Below are 17,250 nucleotides of genomic sequence, written 5' to 3' on the forward strand. Positions count from 1 at the left end.
AAGGACGAAGAAATCCCCGGTACGGCAAAAAAGCGGGACCTCCCGCCAACTCCCCTGTCCAGCCGACGGGTCAGTACGTCGGGCAGGCAGCGGAGGTGGCACGGAGGCCCCGCCGGTGGTTCTGGTGGGACACGCCGGGGGCGCGTCGCCGAGCGGTCGGCTCTAGTGGAACGAGTCGCCGCAGGCGCAGGAGTTCTGCGCGTTCGGGTTGTCGATGGTGAAGCCCTGGGCGTCGATCCGGTCGGCGAAGTCGATGGTCGCGCCGGTGAGGTACGGAACGCTCATCCGGTCGACGACAACCTCTACGCCGCCGAAGTCGTTGACGACGTCGCCGTCGAGCGAACGCTCGTCGAAGAAGAGCTGGTACCGCAGGCCGGAGCAGCCACCCGGCTGGACGGCGACCCGCAGCCGCAGGTCGTCGCGGCCTTCCTGCTCGATCAGGGCCTTGACCTTCTGCGCCGCGATGTCGGTGAGGGCAATGCTGCTTGGGGCCTTTGCCTCGGTCGACTCAGTCGACTCGGTCTGCACTGGCGTGGTCACGTGAAAGTCTCCCCTGCGACGGTGTCTTTGGGTCCGTACTGGCCAACGCTAGCCCTCTGACCGGCCATTCCCAATGTGGTTCGGATCTAATTGTAGGTCGATGAGGTGCGGGTCACCCGGCTGCCGGCGCGCTCGCCGGTCCGAGGCTCGCTTCCAGGACCGCCCGCTGGGTGGGCCGGGCCTCTTCCTGCCGCTGCCGACCCGTGTCGGTGAGCGTGACGAACACGCCGCGACGGTCCTGCTCGCAGAGCGCCCGACAGACCAACCCGTCGCGTTCCAGCCGGGCAACCGCCCGGCTCAGCGCGCTCTGACTCAGGTGTACCAGTTCGGCCAGCTCCTGCATGCGAAGTTTGGCCGCCTCTGCACTGGCGAGTCGGTCGATGACCTCGAATTCGCTCATTCCGAGGCCGTGCCGATCGTGCAGCTCGCGTTCGAGCGCGCACGAAGCCGCGGCGTACCTGCTGGCGAGGTGACGCCATTCGGTTACCAGCCGGTCGTCTTCGGACACGCCGCGATCCTACCAGATGCTCAAGCAAAATGTGTTCATGCACTTATTGCTTGTGCATTAGATGCAGGCGCAAGTAAGTTCCCTGACATGGCGCTTTCCACAACTCCGACCAAATCCGACAGCGAGCCACCATCCGGGCACACTGCCCCGGAGCCCACCACCGCCGGCGGGCCGCACATGACCGCCCGCCTGTACGGCACCCTGCTCGTACTCTGTGGCGCGCTGTTCCTCGACGGTCTCGACATCTCGATGGTCGGCGTGGCACTGCCCTCGATCCAGAGCGACCTCGGCCTGTCCAACTCGGCCCTCCAGTGGATCGTCAGCGGATACGTGCTCGGCTACGGCGGCCTGCTGCTGCTCGGTGGCCGGGCCGCCGACCTGCTCGGCCGGCGCCGGGTCTTCCTCTGGGCGATCGGCGTGTTCGCCGTCGCGTCCCTGCTCGGCGGCCTGGTCGACGACCCGAACCTGCTGATCGGCACCCGCTTCGTCAAGGGCGTCGCCGCCGCGTTCACCGCGCCGGCCGGCCTGTCGATCATCACCACCACGTTCCACGAGGGCCCGGCCCGCAACAGGGCGCTGAGCTTCTACACCGCCTGCGGGGCCAGCGGCTTCTCCATGGGTCTCATCCTCGGCGGGCTGCTGACCGAGGCCGGCTGGCGCCTGACCTTCCTGCTGCCGGCACCGATCGCCCTGGTCATCCTGATCGCCGGCATCCGGCTCATCCCGCGTCACCGCACCGAGCGTCCGACCGGTGCCGGCTACGACCTCGGCGGCGCGGCCACCTCCACCGCGGCGCTACTGCTCCTGGTGTACGCCGTGGTCGAAGCGCCGAACGCCGGCTGGCTTTCGGCCCGTACGCTCGGGTCCTTCGCCCTGGTGGCGGCGCTGGTCGTGGCGTTCGTGGCGATCGAACGCCGGGTCGCCCACCCGCTGGTACGCCTGGGCATCCTGCGTAACCGGACCCTGGTCCGGGCCAACCTGGGCGCGCTCGCGGTGACCGGTTCCTACATCGGGTTCCAGTTCATCGGCACGCTGTACGTGCAGGTGGTGCTCGGCTGGTCGCCGCTGTCGATGGCGCTGGCGTTCCTGCCGGCCGGGCTCATCGTCGCCTTCGGCGGGCCACGGGTCGGCGGGCTGGTCAACCGGTTCGGCACCGCCCCGGTGGTGGCCGGCGGCTTCGTCGCCTTCCTGGCCGCGTACCTGTTGTTCCTGCGGATCGACGGGCAGGCACACTACGTCGGGGTGATCCTGCCCACGATGCTGCTGCTCGGCGCCGGGTTCGCACTGGCCTTCCCGACCCTGAACATCCAGGGCACCTCCGGGGTGGCCGACGAGGAGCAGGGGCTCGCCTCCGGGCTGGTCCAGACCTCGTTCCAGATCGGCGGGGCGATCGCCCTGGCCGGGGTCACCGCGATCCTGGCCAGCGACGCTCCGGCACCCGGACACGTACCGGACTCGTTCTACCCGGCGATCGGGCTGGTCAGCGGGATCGCCGTGTTCGGGCTGCTGGTCGCCGTGGTCGGCGTACTCGACCGGCGCGGCCGCCACCGTGGTACGCCGGCCGACCGCAGTGGGCTGGACCACGTGCCGGCGGACTACAGCCGTACCGAACTGGAGCGGATCGGCCGGGCCGCCTGAGGTGTGCAGGAAGGGCCCCGGTGACCGGGGCCCTTCCTTACTTACTACGTGACTTACTACGTGGTCAGCGGCTCCACTGGCCGGCGAGGCGGGCGCTGACCGCACGCAGGCCCTCGGCCGGGCGGGTCATCGCCCGCTCGACCCCGCCGTGTTCCTCGCCACCGAAGTAGTCCACCAGGCTGTACGACTCGGTCACCCCGGCCGCCGCCGCCTCCCGCCGCCCGGCGCTGACCCGACCGGCCAGCACCACGCAGGGCAGGCCCCGGTCGCGGGCCGCACCGGCGATCCCGGCGACCACCTTGCCGCGCAGCGACTGGTGGTCGAACGAGCCCTCGCCGGTAATCACCAGATCGGCCTCGTCCAGCGCGGCGGCCAACCCGATCTTGTCGCTGACCAGGGCGATGCCCGACTCGCAGCGCCCGCCCAGGGCGAGGATCGCCGCGCCGAGCCCACCGGCCGCACCCGCACCGGGCAGGGTGGCCAGGCCCGGCGGGCAGGTCGGCAGCTCCCGCTCCAGTACGCCGGCGAACACCTCCAGCGCCGAGTCGAGCAGGAACACGTCCTCGCGTGAGGCACCCTTCTGCGGCCCGTACACGTTCGAGGCGCCGTGCAGGCCGGTCAGCGGGTTGTCCACGTCCGTCGCCGCGACCAGTTCCACCTCCCGCAGTCGGGGTGCGCCGGCCAGCGCCGAGGCGGTGCTCAGCGCGGCGCCCCCGTACGGCAGGGCGTGGCCGATCTCGTCGATCGGGGCGGCGCCGAGCGCGGCGAGCATGCCCGCACCGGCGTCGTTGGTGGCCGAGCCACCGAGCCCGATCACCACCCGTCGGGCCCCCGCCTCGACCGCGGCGGCCACCAGCAGCCCCAGCCCGTACGAGGTGGTGGTCAACGGGTCGCGCTCGTCCGGGGCGAGCAGGTGCAGGCCGCAGGCCATCGCACTCTCGACGTACGCGATGGGTCCGCCACCGGCGCCGTCCGGGTCGGTGACGAGGATCTCGCCCTGCGCGGGGCGGCCGAGCGGATCGACGGTCGGCACCGTCAGCCGACGCCCGGCGACCGCCTCGGCGAGCACCTCGACGAAGCCCGGACCGCCGTCGGCCAGCGGTCGGGCGATGGCCTGGTCCCCGGGCGCGGTGTCGTGCCAGCCGGCGATCACCGCGGCGGCCACCTCGGGGGCGGAGAGAGTACCGGCGAATTTGTCTGGACAGATCAGAACCCGCATCCCGGCAGTGTGGCAGCCCACATCGGCAGCCGCTGCGGGCGGGCCGCGCTGTGGGAGCATGGGGGGCGTGACTTCGACCTGGGTAGAGCCGTCAAACACCGCTACCGCCCTGCTCCTGCTGGGTCGCGGGACCGACCCGGACAGCGAGCGTGGCGTGGACTGTCCGGGGGAGCTGCCCCCGGCGAGCGACCCGAACCTGGTCGCTCGGGCGACCGCGGCGAAGGCCAAACTCGGCCAGCGGGTGTTCGTGCTCGGCCACCACTACCAGCGCGACGAGGTGATCCAGTTCGCCGATGTGACCGGCGACTCGTTCAAGCTGGCCCGCGAGGCCGCCGCCCGGCCGGACGCGGAGTACATCCTCTTCTGCGGCGTGCACTTCATGGCCGAGAGCGCCGACATCCTCACCACCGACCGGCAGAAGGTCATCCTGCCCGACCTGGCCGCCGGCTGCTCGATGGCGGACATGGCCGCGCTGCCGCAGGTCGAGACGGCCTGGGAGGTGCTGGAGGAGCTGGGCGTCGCGGGTTCGACAGTGCCGGTGACGTACATGAACTCGTCCGCCGACATCAAGGGCTTCGTCGGTCGCAACGGCGGTGTGGTCTGCACCTCGTCCAACGCGCAACGGGCGCTGCGCTGGGCGTTCGAGCGCGGCCAGCGGGTGCTGTTCCTGCCCGACCAGCACCTGGGCCGCAACACCGCCGTGCTGGAGCTGGGGTTGGACGCGGACGACTGTGTGCTCTACGACCCGCACAAGCCGGGCGGTGGGCTCACCCCGCAGCAGTTGCGCGAGGCCAAGATGATCCTCTGGCGCGGGCACTGCTCGGTGCACGGCCGGTTCACCCTCAGCAGTGTGAACGAGGTTCGGATGCGGGTGCCCGGGGTAAACGTGCTGGTGCACCCCGAATGCCGCTACGACGTGGTGACGGCCGCCGACTATGTCGGTTCCACCGAATACATCATCAAAATGATCGAGGCCGCGCCGGCCGGCTCGGCCTGGGCGGTCGGCACCGAACTCAACCTGGTACGCCGGCTCGCCAACGCCCACCCGGACAAGCAGATCATGTTCCTCGACCGGGCGGTCTGCTACTGCTCGACGATGAACCGGATCGACCTGCCGCACCTGGTCTGGGCCCTCGAAGAGCTGGTCGCCGGCCGCGTGGTCAACCAGATCACGGTGGACCCGGACACCGCCCACCACGCCAAGCGGGCGCTGGACCAGATGCTCGCCCTACCGTGAGCAGACACAATTACGTGCAGTAATGGCCGCCGTACCGATAAGCAGTGACGTCCCGATTTCGTGCCATCTAGGTCGGGGTGACCAACGCCATTTCGGTCACGGAGCGCTATGCTGCCCAGGCGACACAGAGCCAGCCGTATCCCCGCGGCTGCGCCCCGCGGGCTACGGCCGTGAGTGACGCTCAGCCGCCCCGCACCCCTTATTACCCGGCAGCACCTATCCGCTGGAGGTTGCGTTGACCGACGACGTTCTGGTCGTGCACGGAGGTACCCCGTTGTCGGGGAAGATCCGGGTCCGCGGCGCCAAGAATCTTGTTTCGAAGGCGATGGTCGCCGCCCTGCTCGGCGACACTCCGAGCCGCCTGTTCGACGTGCCGCGCATCCGCGACGTCGAGATCGTCAAGGGTCTGCTCGAACTGCACGGGGTCCGGGTCTCGGACGGCGCCGAGAACGGCGAGCTCGTCTTCGACCCGGCGAACGTGGAGAGCGCCACCACGGACGAGATCAACGTGCACGCCGGGTCGAGCCGGATCCCGATCCTGTTCTGCGGGCCCCTGCTGCACCGGCTCGGGCACGCGTTCATCCCCGACCTCGGCGGCTGCCACATCGGTCCCCGACCGATCGACTTCCACATCCAGGCGCTGCGGCAGTTCGGCGCGGTCGTGGACAAGACGCCGGAGGGCATGCACCTCACCGCGCCGAGCGGCCTGCACGGCACCAAGTTCGAGCTGCCGTACCCGAGTGTCGGTGCGACCGAGCAGGTGCTGCTCACCGCCGTGATGGCCGAGGGCGTCACCGAGCTGCGCAACGCGGCGGTGGAGCCGGAGATCATCGACCTGATCGCGATCCTCCAGAAGATGGGCGCGATCATCAAGGTGCACACCGACCGGGTGATCGAGATCCAGGGGGTGTCGCGCCTGACGGGCTACACCCACCGGCCGATCCCGGACCGGATCGAGGCGGCGAGCTGGGCGGCGGCGGCGCTGGCCACCGGCGGTGACGTCGAGGTGCTCGGGGCCGAGCAGGTCGACATGATGACCTTCCTGAACGTGTTCCGCTCGGTCGGCGGCGCGTACGAGGTGACCGACGCCCGCCCGCCGCGACTCGGCTCGGAGGGCCAGGAGGGCGGCATCCGGTTCTGGCACCCGGGCGGCGAGTTGCAGGCGGTGGCCCTGGAGACCGACGTCCACCCCGGCTTCATGACCGACTGGCAGCAGCCCCTGGTGGTCGCGCTGACCCAGGCCCGGGGCCTGTCGATCGTGCACGAGACCGTGTACGAGCAGCGGCTGGGCTACACCGAGGCGCTGAACAAGATGGGCGCCACCATCCAGGTCTACCGCGACTGCCTCGGCGGCACCCCGTGCCGGTTCGGCCGGCGCAACTTCAAGCACTCCGCGGTGATCGCCGGCCCGAGCAAGCTGCACGCCGCCGACCTGGTCATCCCGGACCTGCGGGCCGGGTTCAGCCACCTGATCGCCGCACTGGCCGCCGAGGGCACCTCCCGGGTGTACGGCGTCGACCTGATCAACCGCGGGTACGAGGACTTCGAGGCGAAGCTCTCCGCCCTCGGCGCCCACGCGGAACGACCGTAACGTCCGTATCGCGTCGTGGCTGACGCCCTCCGCACACCGTGATGTGTGGAAGGCGTCAGCCGCCCGCTACCCTTCATCCGTGCCGTCGTTGTTTCGCCGTAAGTCCACCGACCTTGTCGAGGAGAACGTCACCGCGGTGACGTCCGACGAGGCGACCGATGCCGCCCGCCCCCGGGGTTACACACCCAGCAAGAAGGAACTCGGCGTGCAGACGCCGAAGCGCCCGACCGCGGGGCGTCGACCGGGTGCGGTGGAAACCCGCCCACCGGCGAACAAGCAGGAGGCGCGCGAGCGTCGCCGGGTCGCCCGCGCCGAGGCGGCGGCCGAGTTCCGGCGCGAGGGCGGACCCCGCGACCGGGGGCCGGAGCGGATGCTGGCCCGGGACGTGGTCGACTCCCGTCGTACGGTCGGCACCTGGTTCTTCGGTGGCGCCCTGATCGTGCTGATCGGTTCGTCGGGCGCGATGCCGCCGGTCGTACGGCTGGTCTCGAACCTGCTCTGGGGCGCGCTCGCCATCGGTCTGGTGATCGACTCGATCCTGATCTCCGGGAAGATCCGGCGGCTGGTCCGCGAGCGGTTCCCCAAGACCCAGTTGCGGATGGGCTCGCTCTACCTCTACGCGATCATGCGCTCGATCACCTTCCGCCGGATGCGAGCGCCGATCCCCCGGGTCAACATCGGCGACAAGATCTAGCCTCGCTTCCCGGCTCACGCGAGCAGGCGGCTCACGCGAGCAGGCGGCTCACGCGAGCAGGCGGCTCAGGCGACGCCGAGCAGGCGGAGCGCCGCCGTGGTGCCGGCGGCGGCGACCACCACCAGCACGAACGGCGCCCGCCGGACGGCCAGGACCAGCCCGACCAGTACGCCGGCCGGGCGGGCCACCCCGGCGAAGGCACCGCCCTCGGTGAGCGCCGCCGTGGCGGCCAGTGCGGCGAGCATGGTGGCGGCGGCGATCGGCAGCAGCCGGGCCAGCCAGTCCGGCAGGTCAACCCGTTCCCGCAGCACCACACCGGCCAGCCGGAAGGCGTACGTGCCGACGGCCAGGGCCAGGATCACCGCGATCAGCACGGCCGTACCGGCTTGTTCCGGGGCAGCGCGAGTACGCCGAGCCCGCCGAGTGCCAGCAGCACCGGCAGACCGGCCGGCAGGACCGGGGTCAGTGCCACGGCGGCGAGTGCGCCGACCACCGCGACCCGGCGGGTGTCCGGGTCCCGCAGGACGGGCAGCAGCAGGGCGAGCAGACCGGCCGGGAAGGCCGCGTCCAGACCGAGCCGGTTCGGGTCACCGGCGAACCCGCCGAGCAGTACGCCGAGCACGGTGCCGGCGTTCCAGGCCAGGAAGAGCAGCACCCCGGCCAGCCAGTACGCGCGCCGCCGGGCGGCACCCTCGGGCTGGCCGAGCGCGAAGGCGGTGGTCTCGTCGGTCATCAGGTGGGCGCCGAGGAGTCGGGCCCGCCAACCGGTGCCGAGGGTGTCGCCGAGGGTGAGCCCGAACGGCAGGTGCCGGGCGTTGAGCAGCAGCCCGGCGAGCACCGCGGCGAGCGGGTTGCCGGCGGCGACCAGCCCGACGGCCATGAACTGCGCCCCGCCCGCGTAGAGCACGGCGGACATCGCGACGACCGCCCAGATCGGCAGCCCGGCGGCGACCGCGATGGCGCCGAAGGAGGCGCCGACCGCGATGATCGCCACGCTGAGCGCGCCGATGTCGCGCAGCAGGGCTCGGTCGGTTGTTCGGTCTACCGTACGCATGGTTCAGAATAATGAACGCCGTGAACCGCGTTCGTCAAACCGAACAGACAGTCCGATGGAGTGAACATGTCGTCACCGTCACCGCCCGGCTCGCCCGTGGCCACCATCGCCGCCGCCCTGCGCAGGGAACGCGAACGGGCCGGCATCTCGCTCACCGAACTGGCCCGCCGGGCCGGCATCGCCAAGTCGACCCTCTCCCAGCTCGAAGCCGGCACCGGCAACCCCAGCGTGGAAACCGTCTGGGCGCTCGGCGTGGCGTTGGGGGTGCCGTTCAGCCGGCTGGTCGAGGAACCCGCCCCGGCGGTACGGGTCATCCGCGCCGGCCACGGCAGCGCGCTCCGCTCCGACCAGGCCGACCTCACCGCCGCCCTGCTCGCCGCGGGCGCGCCGCACAGCCGCCGCGACATCTACCTGCTCGCCCTCGAACCCGGTGCGGTACGCGACGCCACCGCACACATCCCCGGCAGCATCGAGCACCTGGTCGTCGGCGCCGGGCGGCTGCGTACGGGACCGGCGTCGGCACCGGTGGAACTCGAACCGGGCGACTATGCCGCCTTTCCCGGCGACGTACCGCACCGCTACGAGGCGCTCGCCCCGGGCACCTTCGCCGTGCTGGTCATGGAGCACCCGTGAGATCGACACGCGGCGCCGACTGCGGCGGGACGACACCGGCCGGCGCCGGGGTCTGGTAGAGGCGGCGGACGACATCCTCGATGTCCGGCTCGACGATCGCCAGGTCGCGCAGGGTCGCCAACCCGGCCAGCCGGGCCACCACCTCGGCCGCGGTGGCCGACTCCAGTTCGAAGACCAGACGCCGGCCGTCCGCCTCGATCCGCCGCACCGGCGCGCCCGGCAGCACTGGCGGATCGGCCAGCGGTTCGTCCAGGTCGACCACGACCAGGCGGCGGGAACCGTACCGGGCGTGCAGCGCGTCGATGCCGCCGTCGTGCACCACCCGACCGTGATCGATCACCACCAGCCGCCGGCAGAGCCGTTCGATGTCGGCCAGGTCGTGCGTGGTCAGCAGCAGGGTGGTGTCGCCGGCCCGACCCAACTCGCCCAGGAACTCCCGGACCGCCTGCTTGCTCACCAGGTCCAGCCCGATCGTCGGCTCGTCCAGGAACAGCACCTCCGGCCCGTGCAGCAGCGCGGCGGTCAGCTCACCGCGCATCCGCTGGCCGAGGGAGAGCTGGCGGACCGGGGTGTCCAGGAACTCGTCCAGGTCGAGCAGGGTCCGGCAGCGGCGCAGCCGGGCGGCGTGCTCGGCGGCCGGCACCCGGTAGATGTGCCGCAGCAGGTCGAACGACTCCCGCAGCGGCAGGTCCCACCAGAGCTGGGAGCGCTGGCCGAACACCACGCCGATCCGCAGCGCCAACCGGGTCCGCTGGGTCACCGGGGTCAGCCCGCAGACGCGTACCTCGCCGCCGGAGGGCATCAGCACACCGGTGAGCATCTTCAGGGTGGTGGACTTGCCGGCGCCGTTCGGTCCGATGTAGCCGACCATCTCGCCCCGGGCCACCGCCAGGTCCACCCCGTCGACCGCGGTGACGACCTTCTTCGTCCGGCGCAACCGGCCGGCCTTCACCCGTACGGTGAACTCCTTGCGCAGTCCGCGCGCTTCGATGACGTCGCTCATGACCCCGTACTCCGGTAGTGTCTGATGCCGGTCCGCCAAGCGGCGGCGGCGCCGACGGCGGCCAGCCCCGCGACGCCCGGCGCGGCCCACCCGACCCAGCCCGGCAGGCCGAGCGGGTCGGCTCGGCCGAGCAGCGCCAGCGCCGGGTGATAGGCCACGAAGGCAAACCCCAGGCCGTACGCGAAAATCGCGCGGAACCATCCACCGTAGACGGTTATCGGGTACGCGGTGAAGTCCCGACCACCGTAGGTGAACGCGTTGCCGACCTCGCCCGAGTCGATCCAATAGAACGCGAGCGTGGCCGAGGCGACGAAGATCGAGCCGAAGAAGACCGCCCCGGCCAGCGGGGCGACGACCACCAGCAGCACCCGTGCCGGGGTCCAGTCGACATCGGCCGCGACCAGCGCCACGACCAGCACGGCGAGCCCGAACACCGCCCGGGACACCTTGCGCAGCGGCAGATCCATCAGCAACAGTTGCGGCAGCGCGCCGAGCGGGCGGACCAGCACGGCGTCCATCAGCCCGGTCCGGACGTAGGTCCGGACCCGTTCGATGTTGCCGACGGCCAGGTCGGCGGTAGCGAAGGAGCAGGCGGACAGGCCCACCATCACCATCGCCTCGCGTACGTCGAAGCCGCCGAGGGTACGGGTCACCTGGAACAGCACCAGCACCGTGGCCACGTCGAAGACGGTGGCGCCGACGTTGCCGACCAGGTCGACGACGAACGAAGTCCGGTACGACGCCTGCGACCGCGCCTGCCCGCGCAGCAGCGCCAGGTAGCCGACCCCCGGCCCAGCCTGCTCCTGCCGCTCAGCCACCCTGCACCACCAGCCGCCGCTCGGCCCGCCGCTGCACCAGGTGGCAGGCGAACAGGAGCAGCACCGCCCAGACCACCTGTACGCCGACCAGCCCGGCCTGCACCGGCAGCCGGTCGCGTTCCACCACCACGTCGAGCGGGGTCTGCATCAGACTCGGGAACGGGGTGGCCAGCCAGAGCGACACGCTGGCCCAGTCCGGCAGAAAGCGCAGCGGGAAGTAGAGCCCGGCGAGGACGCCGGAGTAGAGGGTCCAGAGCAGCAGCGGCCCGCGCGCGTCCGCCAGCCAGTACGTCGTGGCGTTGACCAGGTAACGGCAGCCGAACGAGGCGACCACGGCGAGGACCGCCGAGGCCAGGAAGAGCGGGGCGGTCTGCCACCGGGTCGGCAGGTAGACGTCGAAGAAGATCGGACCGGTGAGTACCGGCGGGACGAAGCGGGTCAGCATCGCGTACGCCGCCCGCCCGAGGTCGGTGGCGAGGTAGCCGACCACCGGGTGCACCGGTCGGAGCAGGTCGGTGGCGATGTCCCCGGTCCGGATCCGATCAGCCAGATCGGTCCAGCCCCAGAGGCCGACCACGGCCAGCAGTCCCTGCCCGACCCAGACGAAGGTGGCCAGTTGCGCCGGGTCGTAGCCGGCCGCCCGGCCACCCGCTCCGGTCGCCACGGCGAGCAGGATGTAGCACTTGAGAAAGCCGAAGACCGTGTTGGTGAAGGCCCCGGCAAGAGTCGCCTGTCGGTACGTCGAATAGCGACGGTACCCTGATCCTGTTATCGCAGTAAATGTCCGGAACAAGGACACGATGTTTCTACTGATCGGCGGTGCCGCAGTGGCGGTGACCGAGCCCACGCCGTTACCCTCCTTCCGCGACCACGCTGTAGCGGGCCGGGCGACCTTACCGGCGCCCCCGGCTGCCCAGTGAGAATTTCCGACGAGGTGACACCGCCGTGAGTGAGCGACGCGAGCCGTTCCACCGGCCGCGCCGCGCCCCCCGCCGGAACGGGGTCACCTCATGACGGATCGCTACCGGGACCGCTGGGGAGAGCCGGCCGATCCCGCCTGGATGAACGAACCGACCACCGAGTGGCAGGCCGCCTTTCCCGGCCAGCGCTACCCCGGCGATCCCGGGCCGAGGCGCCCCCCGCGCCCGGCGGGCCGCGCGTCGGTCGTATCCGGCCGGGCCGGCGTCCCCCCGCACGACGGCCCATCCTCGCACCCCGATGACTCGAACCCGACCCAGTTTTCCGGTCGCGGTTCGAGTCCGGGGCACGGCCAACCGTCGGGCCAGGGTCACCGCCCGACCTACCCATCCGGTCCGCCGCCGGACCAGGCCCCACCTTCCCGGTACGCCCAACAGCCCGACCACGGTCCACCGTCACGGCACGGCCAACAGCAACCGGACCATGACTCGTCCTCGTGGCGCGGCCAGCAACCAGACGACGACTCGTCCTCGTGGCGTGGCCAGCAACCGGAACGCGACTCGTCCTCACGACACGGTCGGCGACCGGACGACAGCTCGTCGTCGTGGCGCGGACAGCAACCGAACGACAGCTCATCATCGTGGCGCGGACAGCAACCGGACGACGACTCGTCCTCGTGGCGCGGACAACGACCGGACGACAGCTCGTCCTCGTGGCGCGGACAGCAATCGGAGCGCGGCTCGTCCTCCCGGCACGGTCAGCAGCCGATCCATGGTGCCGCTCGTGAGATGGGTCAGCCCTCCGGCTACGGAAATCCGAGTGAGTGGGGCCAGCAACCGAGCATCGACAGCCGGCGTCCGGCACAGGACGGCCGGGCCACACCGGTCACACCCGACCGGGCCGAACACTGGGGCGGACCGCTCCCGCCCGCACGCCCGGTCGGCCCGGCAGGTCCGGCGCACCCCGTCGGCCCCGCGCACCCGGTCGGTTCGGCGCGTCCGGTCAGCCCCGCACATCCGGTCAGCCCGGCGCATCCGGTGAGTCCGGCGCACCCGGTGAGTCCGGCGCATCCGGTCAGTCCGGCGCACCCGGTGAGTCCGGCACATCCGGTCAGTCCGGCACATCCGGTCAGTCCGGCACATCCGGTCAGTCCGGCACATCCCGGCGGCGGTCCGGGTCGTGGTGTGCCCGCTGGCGCCGGGCACGGCGGACCAAACGCTTCGGGGCCCGGCGAGTACCGGTCGACCGAACTGCCGGAGCAGCGGTACCAGCAGGAACGGGGCCGCCCCGGCGGCTACGAGCCCGCCGCATACGAACAAGACTGGGAGGCGCGGGAGCGGCGGCCATACGGGCAGGACGCGGAAACGCCGCGCGACGGCGCAGGCCCGATGGCGCCGTACGACCGGACCGGCCCCTGGCGGACGGACGCCGCACCCGAGGAGACCCAGGCGCTGCCGGGCCGCCGGCCGTCGTCTGCCGACCGCCGCTTCACCGGCTCCGACGGATCCGACCGCGCCCAGACGCACCGGCCCGGCCGGTCCGCGCCGGACGCCCAGGTCCCGATCGGACCCGGTGGCATTCCCCGTCCCGGAGACATCCCCCGTCCCGGCCGGGGCGACGGCCCGGCTGAGCGGCCGGGGCGGAGTGAGCCGGGGTACCAGCCCGGTGCCGAGTCACCCCGTCGCCAACCGCCGAACACCGGACGCTCCGAGCATGAACCCGTGCCACCATACGACCGGCGGACCGGACCGGGATCGGACGGCGGATGGTCCCCCGACCGCGGTCCCGCCGTACACCGGGACCTGCCGCCGCCCCGCGATGGTTACCGCTCGCCCGAGCCCGGCACCCAGCGACCGCCGATGGTCGATCCCGGCCCGGCAGCCGGCCGCCCCGCGCCGCCGATCCGGCCCGACCGTTCCGTGGAACAGGCTCGGCCGGGGCACGACCGGCCCGCCGAGCAGATCCGCCCGAGCCACGACCGGCCCGCCGAACACCTGCGGCCCGGCCAGGACCGATTTACCGAACAGCCTCGGCCCGGCCAGGATCGGGTTGCCGGCCAGGACCGGCCCGGCCAGGATCGGGTTGCCGGCCAGGACCGGCCCGGCCAGGATCGGGTTGCCGGCCAGGACCGGCCGGGCCAGGTGCCGCCCGGGGCGGGCTGGCCGCTCGACGCCGCGCCGACGCCGTACCGGGCGCCGGATGCGGCGACCACGCCCACCTCCGGTGCGCCGGTGACGAACGATCCGCTGCCGAGCGGCGCCGATCTGTTCACGCCGAAGCGCGAACGGCGGCCCCAGGCGGCCGAGCCCGTTCCGGCGCCCACCGAACGACCGGTGCCGTCCCAGCGCGCTGGCGAACCGGTCGAGGGCCGCGACCCCACCTCGGGCTGGCTGCTCCCGCCGACCGACGACGAGGCGACCAGCCGTACCGCCCAGCCCACCGGGCCGAAGGAACACGGCGAGCCCCCGCGTACGCCGGTCTCCGCTCCTCCGGCGGCCGGCCTGCGACTGGAGTTCCTCACCGCGCCCCCACCACCGACCCCGCCCCACGCCACGCCCGCCGAACCCACGCCGATCGAGCCCACGCCCGCCGAACCCGCGGCGGTCGAACCCTCGTCGTTCCAGCCCACGACGTTCGAGCCCACGCCCGCCGAGGCCACAGCGGTCGAGCCCGTGACACCGGTGGTCCGGCTCGAACCCGCGCCAGCGCTGCCTGCCGGACCAGCTTCGACTGCGCCCGTTCCGGCAGGCGGCTCCACATCGCCCGTCGACAGCACATCAACCGTCGAGTCGGCGTCGCCCGGCGCGCCGTCGGGGTCGCGATCGCCGTCGCTGGGTTCGGGTTCGGGTTCGGGTTCGGGTTCGGGTTCGGGTTCGGCGGAGCTTGTGCCACCGGGTTCGGTACTGCCGAGGGGCATCGGTGCCACAGCGGGCCACGAGGCCGAACTCCTCGCGACGGCACCCGCCGGGCCGGGCGTTGGGTCGGGCGGGACATTGGCAGCGGAGCCCGCCAGCGCTTCCGGCGCTGCGGCGCCCGCCGATTCGGACCGGACCTCGGCTCCCGCCACGGAGCCGGTCCCCACGGCCGTCTCTACCTCCGGGCCCGTCCCGGCTCCGGCTCCCGCTCCCTGGCCGCCCGCCGCACCGCGCCCGACCGACGGCGCCACCGTCGGAGCGGCGGCATCCGCCCCCACCGGTAGCCCCACCGAGACCGTCCCGACCAGCGGTACCGCACCTGAAGTAGCGATGACCAGCGGCACCACTCCTGAAGCGGCATCGACCAGCGTTAGCGTGGGAGCGACGGGGACCAGCGGCAGCGCCGTGGAAGCGGCACAGTCAACCGGGACGGGGACGGGGACGGGGACGGGGACGGGGACGACGGCCGACAGTGGACCGGCGACGGATGTCGACGCCTCCGGCGGATCGGCGACGGTGATCGGCATGCCGGCAGGTCCGGTGGCCGGTGTCGGCATCGGCGCCGGGTCGGTTGCGGTCGACCCGGCGGTGGCGACAGCGGGCGCCGCCCCGCTCGGCGTACCGGCCGAACCGGTTGCCGAGGCGGGGGTGACGGCGTCGGGGAGCCCGGTCGGCACCACCTCGGGGGGACGGGAATTTGCGGCGACGGACGACCCGGCCACCGCTGCGGGCGCTCCGGGCGCTCCGGGCGCTCCGGGGAACGGGGAGCCGGCGGCCGAGGCGTGGACCGGGGCGGCACCGGGCGTCCCCTCGGCAGAGCCGGCAGACGGCGGTGGGACGACACTGTCGCGCCCGCTCGACGTGGAACACCTCGCCGACGACGAGTACCCGGCCGAGGGCACACTGCCGGAGGATCCGCTGCCGGTGTCGGGGCCGCCGCTGGCCACCTCTCCACCGGGCTCACCGGTCGCCGAGGCCAGCCCGGACACCGTGCTGCCCGCGCCGGAGGGCCCGGCAGCCGGCGCCGCCACGGCACTGCGAGCACCGACCATGCTCACCCCGATCATCACGCCGGACGAGCCGACCGTGCCGGAGGCACCGCCGCCGGACGAAGCACCCGAATCGCCGCCGCCGGACCCGGAGCAGGTGCTCTCGGCGTACCGGTGGAGGTTTCACCACGAGACGCTGCGGGAGTTGGTCGAGGATCCGGACGAGCTGCGGGCGATCCGGGATCGGCTGACCGAAAAGGTGGATCTGGCCCAGGACAACCGCACCCGGGCTCGGCTGCTCAGTCTGCGCGCGGTGGTCTCCCGGATCCTCGGCGAGCTGGGCAAGGCGCTCGCCGACGGCAAGCTCGCCCTGGGGCACGCGGAGGCCACCGGGGAACTGCGGCGGATCGCCATCGCCCAGGCCCGGCTGGCACACGTGCTCCAGTGGCGTGGCGACTTCGCCGAGGCCGACCGGCTGTTCGAGGAGGCGAACTCGTCCGAGTTGCCGGACCGGCTGCGCGCCACGATGCACGAGCACGCCGGTCGTTCCTGCTACGACCAGGGCCGCTACATCGAGGCGTGCAACCACTTCGAGAAGGCGCTCGAACTGCGCAAGGTCGAGGACCCGGACCTGATCGCCCGTACCGAACTCGCCCTGGACGCGGTGTTCAGCAAGGTCGCGCAGCAGGGCTGGGGACCGTACCCCCGGGACCGGGACGTCATCCTCCAGGTGCACCGGCCGCCGGTGCCGGCGTTCAGCGAACGGATGCAACGCTGGGGCTACACCACGCCGGACGGCGAGTCGGCGATCCTGCCGAGCTACGCCGACGCCCAGCCGTTCCACGACCGGGTGGCCTGGGTACGCCGGCCGGAAGCCCGTACCTGGGAACTGATCGACGAGTCCGGTGAGCTGCTGATCGGGGCGGACGCCGGTTACCTCGGCGTCGGCTCGTTCGCCGACGGACTGGCCTGGGTCTCCCGGGACGGTACCGGGGGTTGGATCGCCGTCGACCGGAACAACCGGGTCGTGATCGGGCAGGGCTGCGACGACGTACGGCCGTTCCGCCGGGGTGTCGCCGCGATCCGGCGCGGCGGTTGGGGTGCGGTCGACAAGACCGGCCGGGAGGTGCTGCCAACCCGGTACGCCGCGTTCGCCACCGCCCTGACCGACGGTCGCTACGTCGAGGGCTTCACCGACGAGGGACTCGCCATCGTCGACCTCGGCGGACGCAAGGGAGTGGTCGACCGGACCGGCCGGGTGATCGTGTCTCCGGCGTACCCGGCGATGGTGATCCACCCGGTGGCGTTCCTGATCGCCACCCCGGACGGCCAGTGGGGCGCGCTCGACCGGCGCGGCGAGTTGCTGATCGACCCGGTCCACCCGAGCCGCAACGACGTGATGGACGAGATCGACCGACTGCTGGCGGACACCAAGCCGGTACTCTGAGCGACCACCAAGCCTGATGGCTGGGCCGGGGTTTCGATCGGACGTC

At 72.2% G+C, this 17,250-nt stretch carries 15 protein-coding genes; 6 read left to right on the plus strand and 9 right to left on the minus strand.

The window, feature by feature from the left end; genetic code table 11:
- Window positions 1-162: 162 nt before the first annotated feature.
- Window positions 163-540: an iron-sulfur cluster insertion protein ErpA gene (gene erpA / locus OG792_RS24525; protein WP_442791981.1), complete on the minus strand. Its 378-nt coding sequence runs from the start codon at window positions 538-540 to the stop codon at window positions 163-165.
- Between the two features lie 112 nt (window positions 541-652).
- Entirely contained in the window at window positions 653-1,048 is a 396-nt protein-coding gene (locus tag OG792_RS24530) for a MarR family winged helix-turn-helix transcriptional regulator (RefSeq protein WP_329102662.1), read from the minus strand.
- An 87-nt stretch (window positions 1,049-1,135) separates the two neighbouring features.
- On the opposite strand from OG792_RS24530, the gene OG792_RS24535 reads away from it, so the two are divergent.
- Window positions 1,136-2,686, plus strand: a complete 1,551-nt coding sequence (locus OG792_RS24535; protein WP_329102663.1) for an MFS transporter — start codon at window positions 1,136-1,138, stop codon at window positions 2,684-2,686.
- A 64-nt stretch (window positions 2,687-2,750) separates the two neighbouring features.
- Here the strand turns inward: OG792_RS24535 and OG792_RS24540 are convergent, their stop codons facing one another.
- Window positions 2,751-3,905, minus strand: coding sequence for a glycerate kinase family protein (locus tag OG792_RS24540; protein WP_329102665.1), 1,155 nt, complete (start codon window positions 3,903-3,905; stop codon window positions 2,751-2,753).
- A 67-nt stretch (window positions 3,906-3,972) separates the two neighbouring features.
- Here OG792_RS24540 and nadA point away from each other — a divergent pair, with 67 nt between their 5' ends.
- The 3 genes from nadA to OG792_RS24555 all read left to right on the plus strand — a co-directional run bounded on the left by nadA (window position 3,973) and on the right by OG792_RS24555 (window position 7,427).
- On the plus strand, window positions 3,973-5,142 hold the full coding sequence (gene nadA, locus OG792_RS24545) for a quinolinate synthase NadA (protein ID WP_329102668.1): 1,170 nt from the start codon (window positions 3,973-3,975) through the stop codon (window positions 5,140-5,142).
- A 235-nt stretch (window positions 5,143-5,377) separates the two neighbouring features.
- The gene (gene murA / locus OG792_RS24550) at window positions 5,378-6,733 is read left to right on the plus strand and encodes a UDP-N-acetylglucosamine 1-carboxyvinyltransferase (protein WP_329102670.1); all 1,356 of its coding nucleotides are present in this window, start codon (window positions 5,378-5,380) and stop codon (window positions 6,731-6,733) included.
- Between the two features lie 79 nt (window positions 6,734-6,812).
- Window positions 6,813-7,427 (plus strand): DUF3043 domain-containing protein, encoded by a 615-nt coding sequence (locus OG792_RS24555; protein WP_329102671.1) that lies wholly within the window; start codon window positions 6,813-6,815, stop codon window positions 7,425-7,427.
- A 65-nt stretch (window positions 7,428-7,492) separates the two neighbouring features.
- Here the strand turns inward: OG792_RS24555 and OG792_RS24560 are convergent, their stop codons facing one another.
- Window positions 7,493-7,801, minus strand: coding sequence for an AzlD domain-containing protein (locus OG792_RS24560; protein WP_329102673.1), 309 nt, complete (start codon window positions 7,799-7,801; stop codon window positions 7,493-7,495).
- Entirely contained in the window at window positions 7,795-8,481 is a 687-nt protein-coding gene (locus tag OG792_RS24565; protein ID WP_329102675.1) for an AzlC family ABC transporter permease, read from the minus strand. Before OG792_RS24565 ends, OG792_RS24560 begins: the two co-directional genes overlap by 7 nt.
- Before the next feature lie 66 nt (window positions 8,482-8,547).
- On the opposite strand from OG792_RS24565, the gene OG792_RS24570 reads away from it, so the two are divergent.
- Window positions 8,548-9,114, plus strand: a complete 567-nt coding sequence (locus OG792_RS24570; RefSeq protein ID WP_329102677.1) for a helix-turn-helix domain-containing protein — start codon at window positions 8,548-8,550, stop codon at window positions 9,112-9,114.
- On the opposite strand, the gene OG792_RS24575 is transcribed toward OG792_RS24570, so the two are convergent.
- The 4 genes from OG792_RS24575 to OG792_RS24590 form a co-directional block, all read right to left on the minus strand.
- Window positions 9,098-10,117 (minus strand): ABC transporter ATP-binding protein, encoded by a 1,020-nt coding sequence (locus tag OG792_RS24575; RefSeq protein WP_329102679.1) that lies wholly within the window; start codon window positions 10,115-10,117, stop codon window positions 9,098-9,100. The genes OG792_RS24570 and OG792_RS24575 overlap by 17 nt on opposite strands.
- Window positions 10,114-10,935 carry an ABC transporter permease gene (locus OG792_RS24580; protein ID WP_329102680.1) on the minus strand — a complete coding sequence of 274 codons (822 nt, stop codon included), beginning with the start codon at window positions 10,933-10,935 and terminating at the stop codon, window positions 10,114-10,116. Before OG792_RS24580 ends, OG792_RS24575 begins: the two co-directional genes overlap by 4 nt.
- Window positions 10,928-11,599: an ABC transporter permease gene (locus OG792_RS24585; protein ID WP_329102682.1), complete on the minus strand. Its 672-nt coding sequence runs from the start codon at window positions 11,597-11,599 to the stop codon at window positions 10,928-10,930. The genes OG792_RS24580 and OG792_RS24585 overlap by 8 nt, the downstream gene beginning before the upstream one ends.
- Before the next feature lie 1,927 nt (window positions 11,600-13,526).
- Window positions 13,527-14,309 (minus strand): hypothetical protein, encoded by a 783-nt coding sequence (locus tag OG792_RS24590; RefSeq protein ID WP_329102685.1) that lies wholly within the window; start codon window positions 14,307-14,309, stop codon window positions 13,527-13,529.
- Window positions 14,310-15,293: 984 nt separating this feature from the next.
- On the opposite strand from OG792_RS24590, the gene OG792_RS24595 reads away from it, so the two are divergent.
- Window positions 15,294-17,204, plus strand: coding sequence for a tetratricopeptide repeat protein (locus OG792_RS24595; protein ID WP_329102688.1), 1,911 nt, complete (start codon window positions 15,294-15,296; stop codon window positions 17,202-17,204).
- The last annotated feature ends 46 nt before the right edge of the window (window positions 17,205-17,250 follow it).

The organism is Micromonospora sp. NBC_01699 (assembly GCF_036250065.1).
Lineage (GTDB): Bacteria > Actinomycetota > Actinomycetes > Mycobacteriales > Micromonosporaceae > Micromonospora_G.

Coding starts and splice junctions, on each gene's coding strand:
- OG792_RS24535 (WP_329102663.1), top strand. CDS start 1,136: ATGGCGCTTTCCACAACTCCGACCAAATCCGACAGCGAGCCACCATCC.
- OG792_RS24540 (WP_329102665.1), bottom strand. CDS start 3,905: ATGCGGGTTCTGATCTGTCCAGACAAATTCGCCGGTACTCTCTCCGCC.
- OG792_RS24565 (WP_329102675.1), bottom strand. CDS start 8,481: ATGCGTACGGTAGACCGAACAACCGACCGAGCCCTGCTGCGCGACATC.
- OG792_RS24570 (WP_329102677.1), top strand. CDS start 8,548: ATGTCGTCACCGTCACCGCCCGGCTCGCCCGTGGCCACCATCGCCGCC.
- OG792_RS24575 (WP_329102679.1), bottom strand. CDS start 10,117: ATGAGCGACGTCATCGAAGCGCGCGGACTGCGCAAGGAGTTCACCGTA.
- OG792_RS24595 (WP_329102688.1), top strand. CDS start 15,294: ATGCCGGCAGGTCCGGTGGCCGGTGTCGGCATCGGCGCCGGGTCGGTT.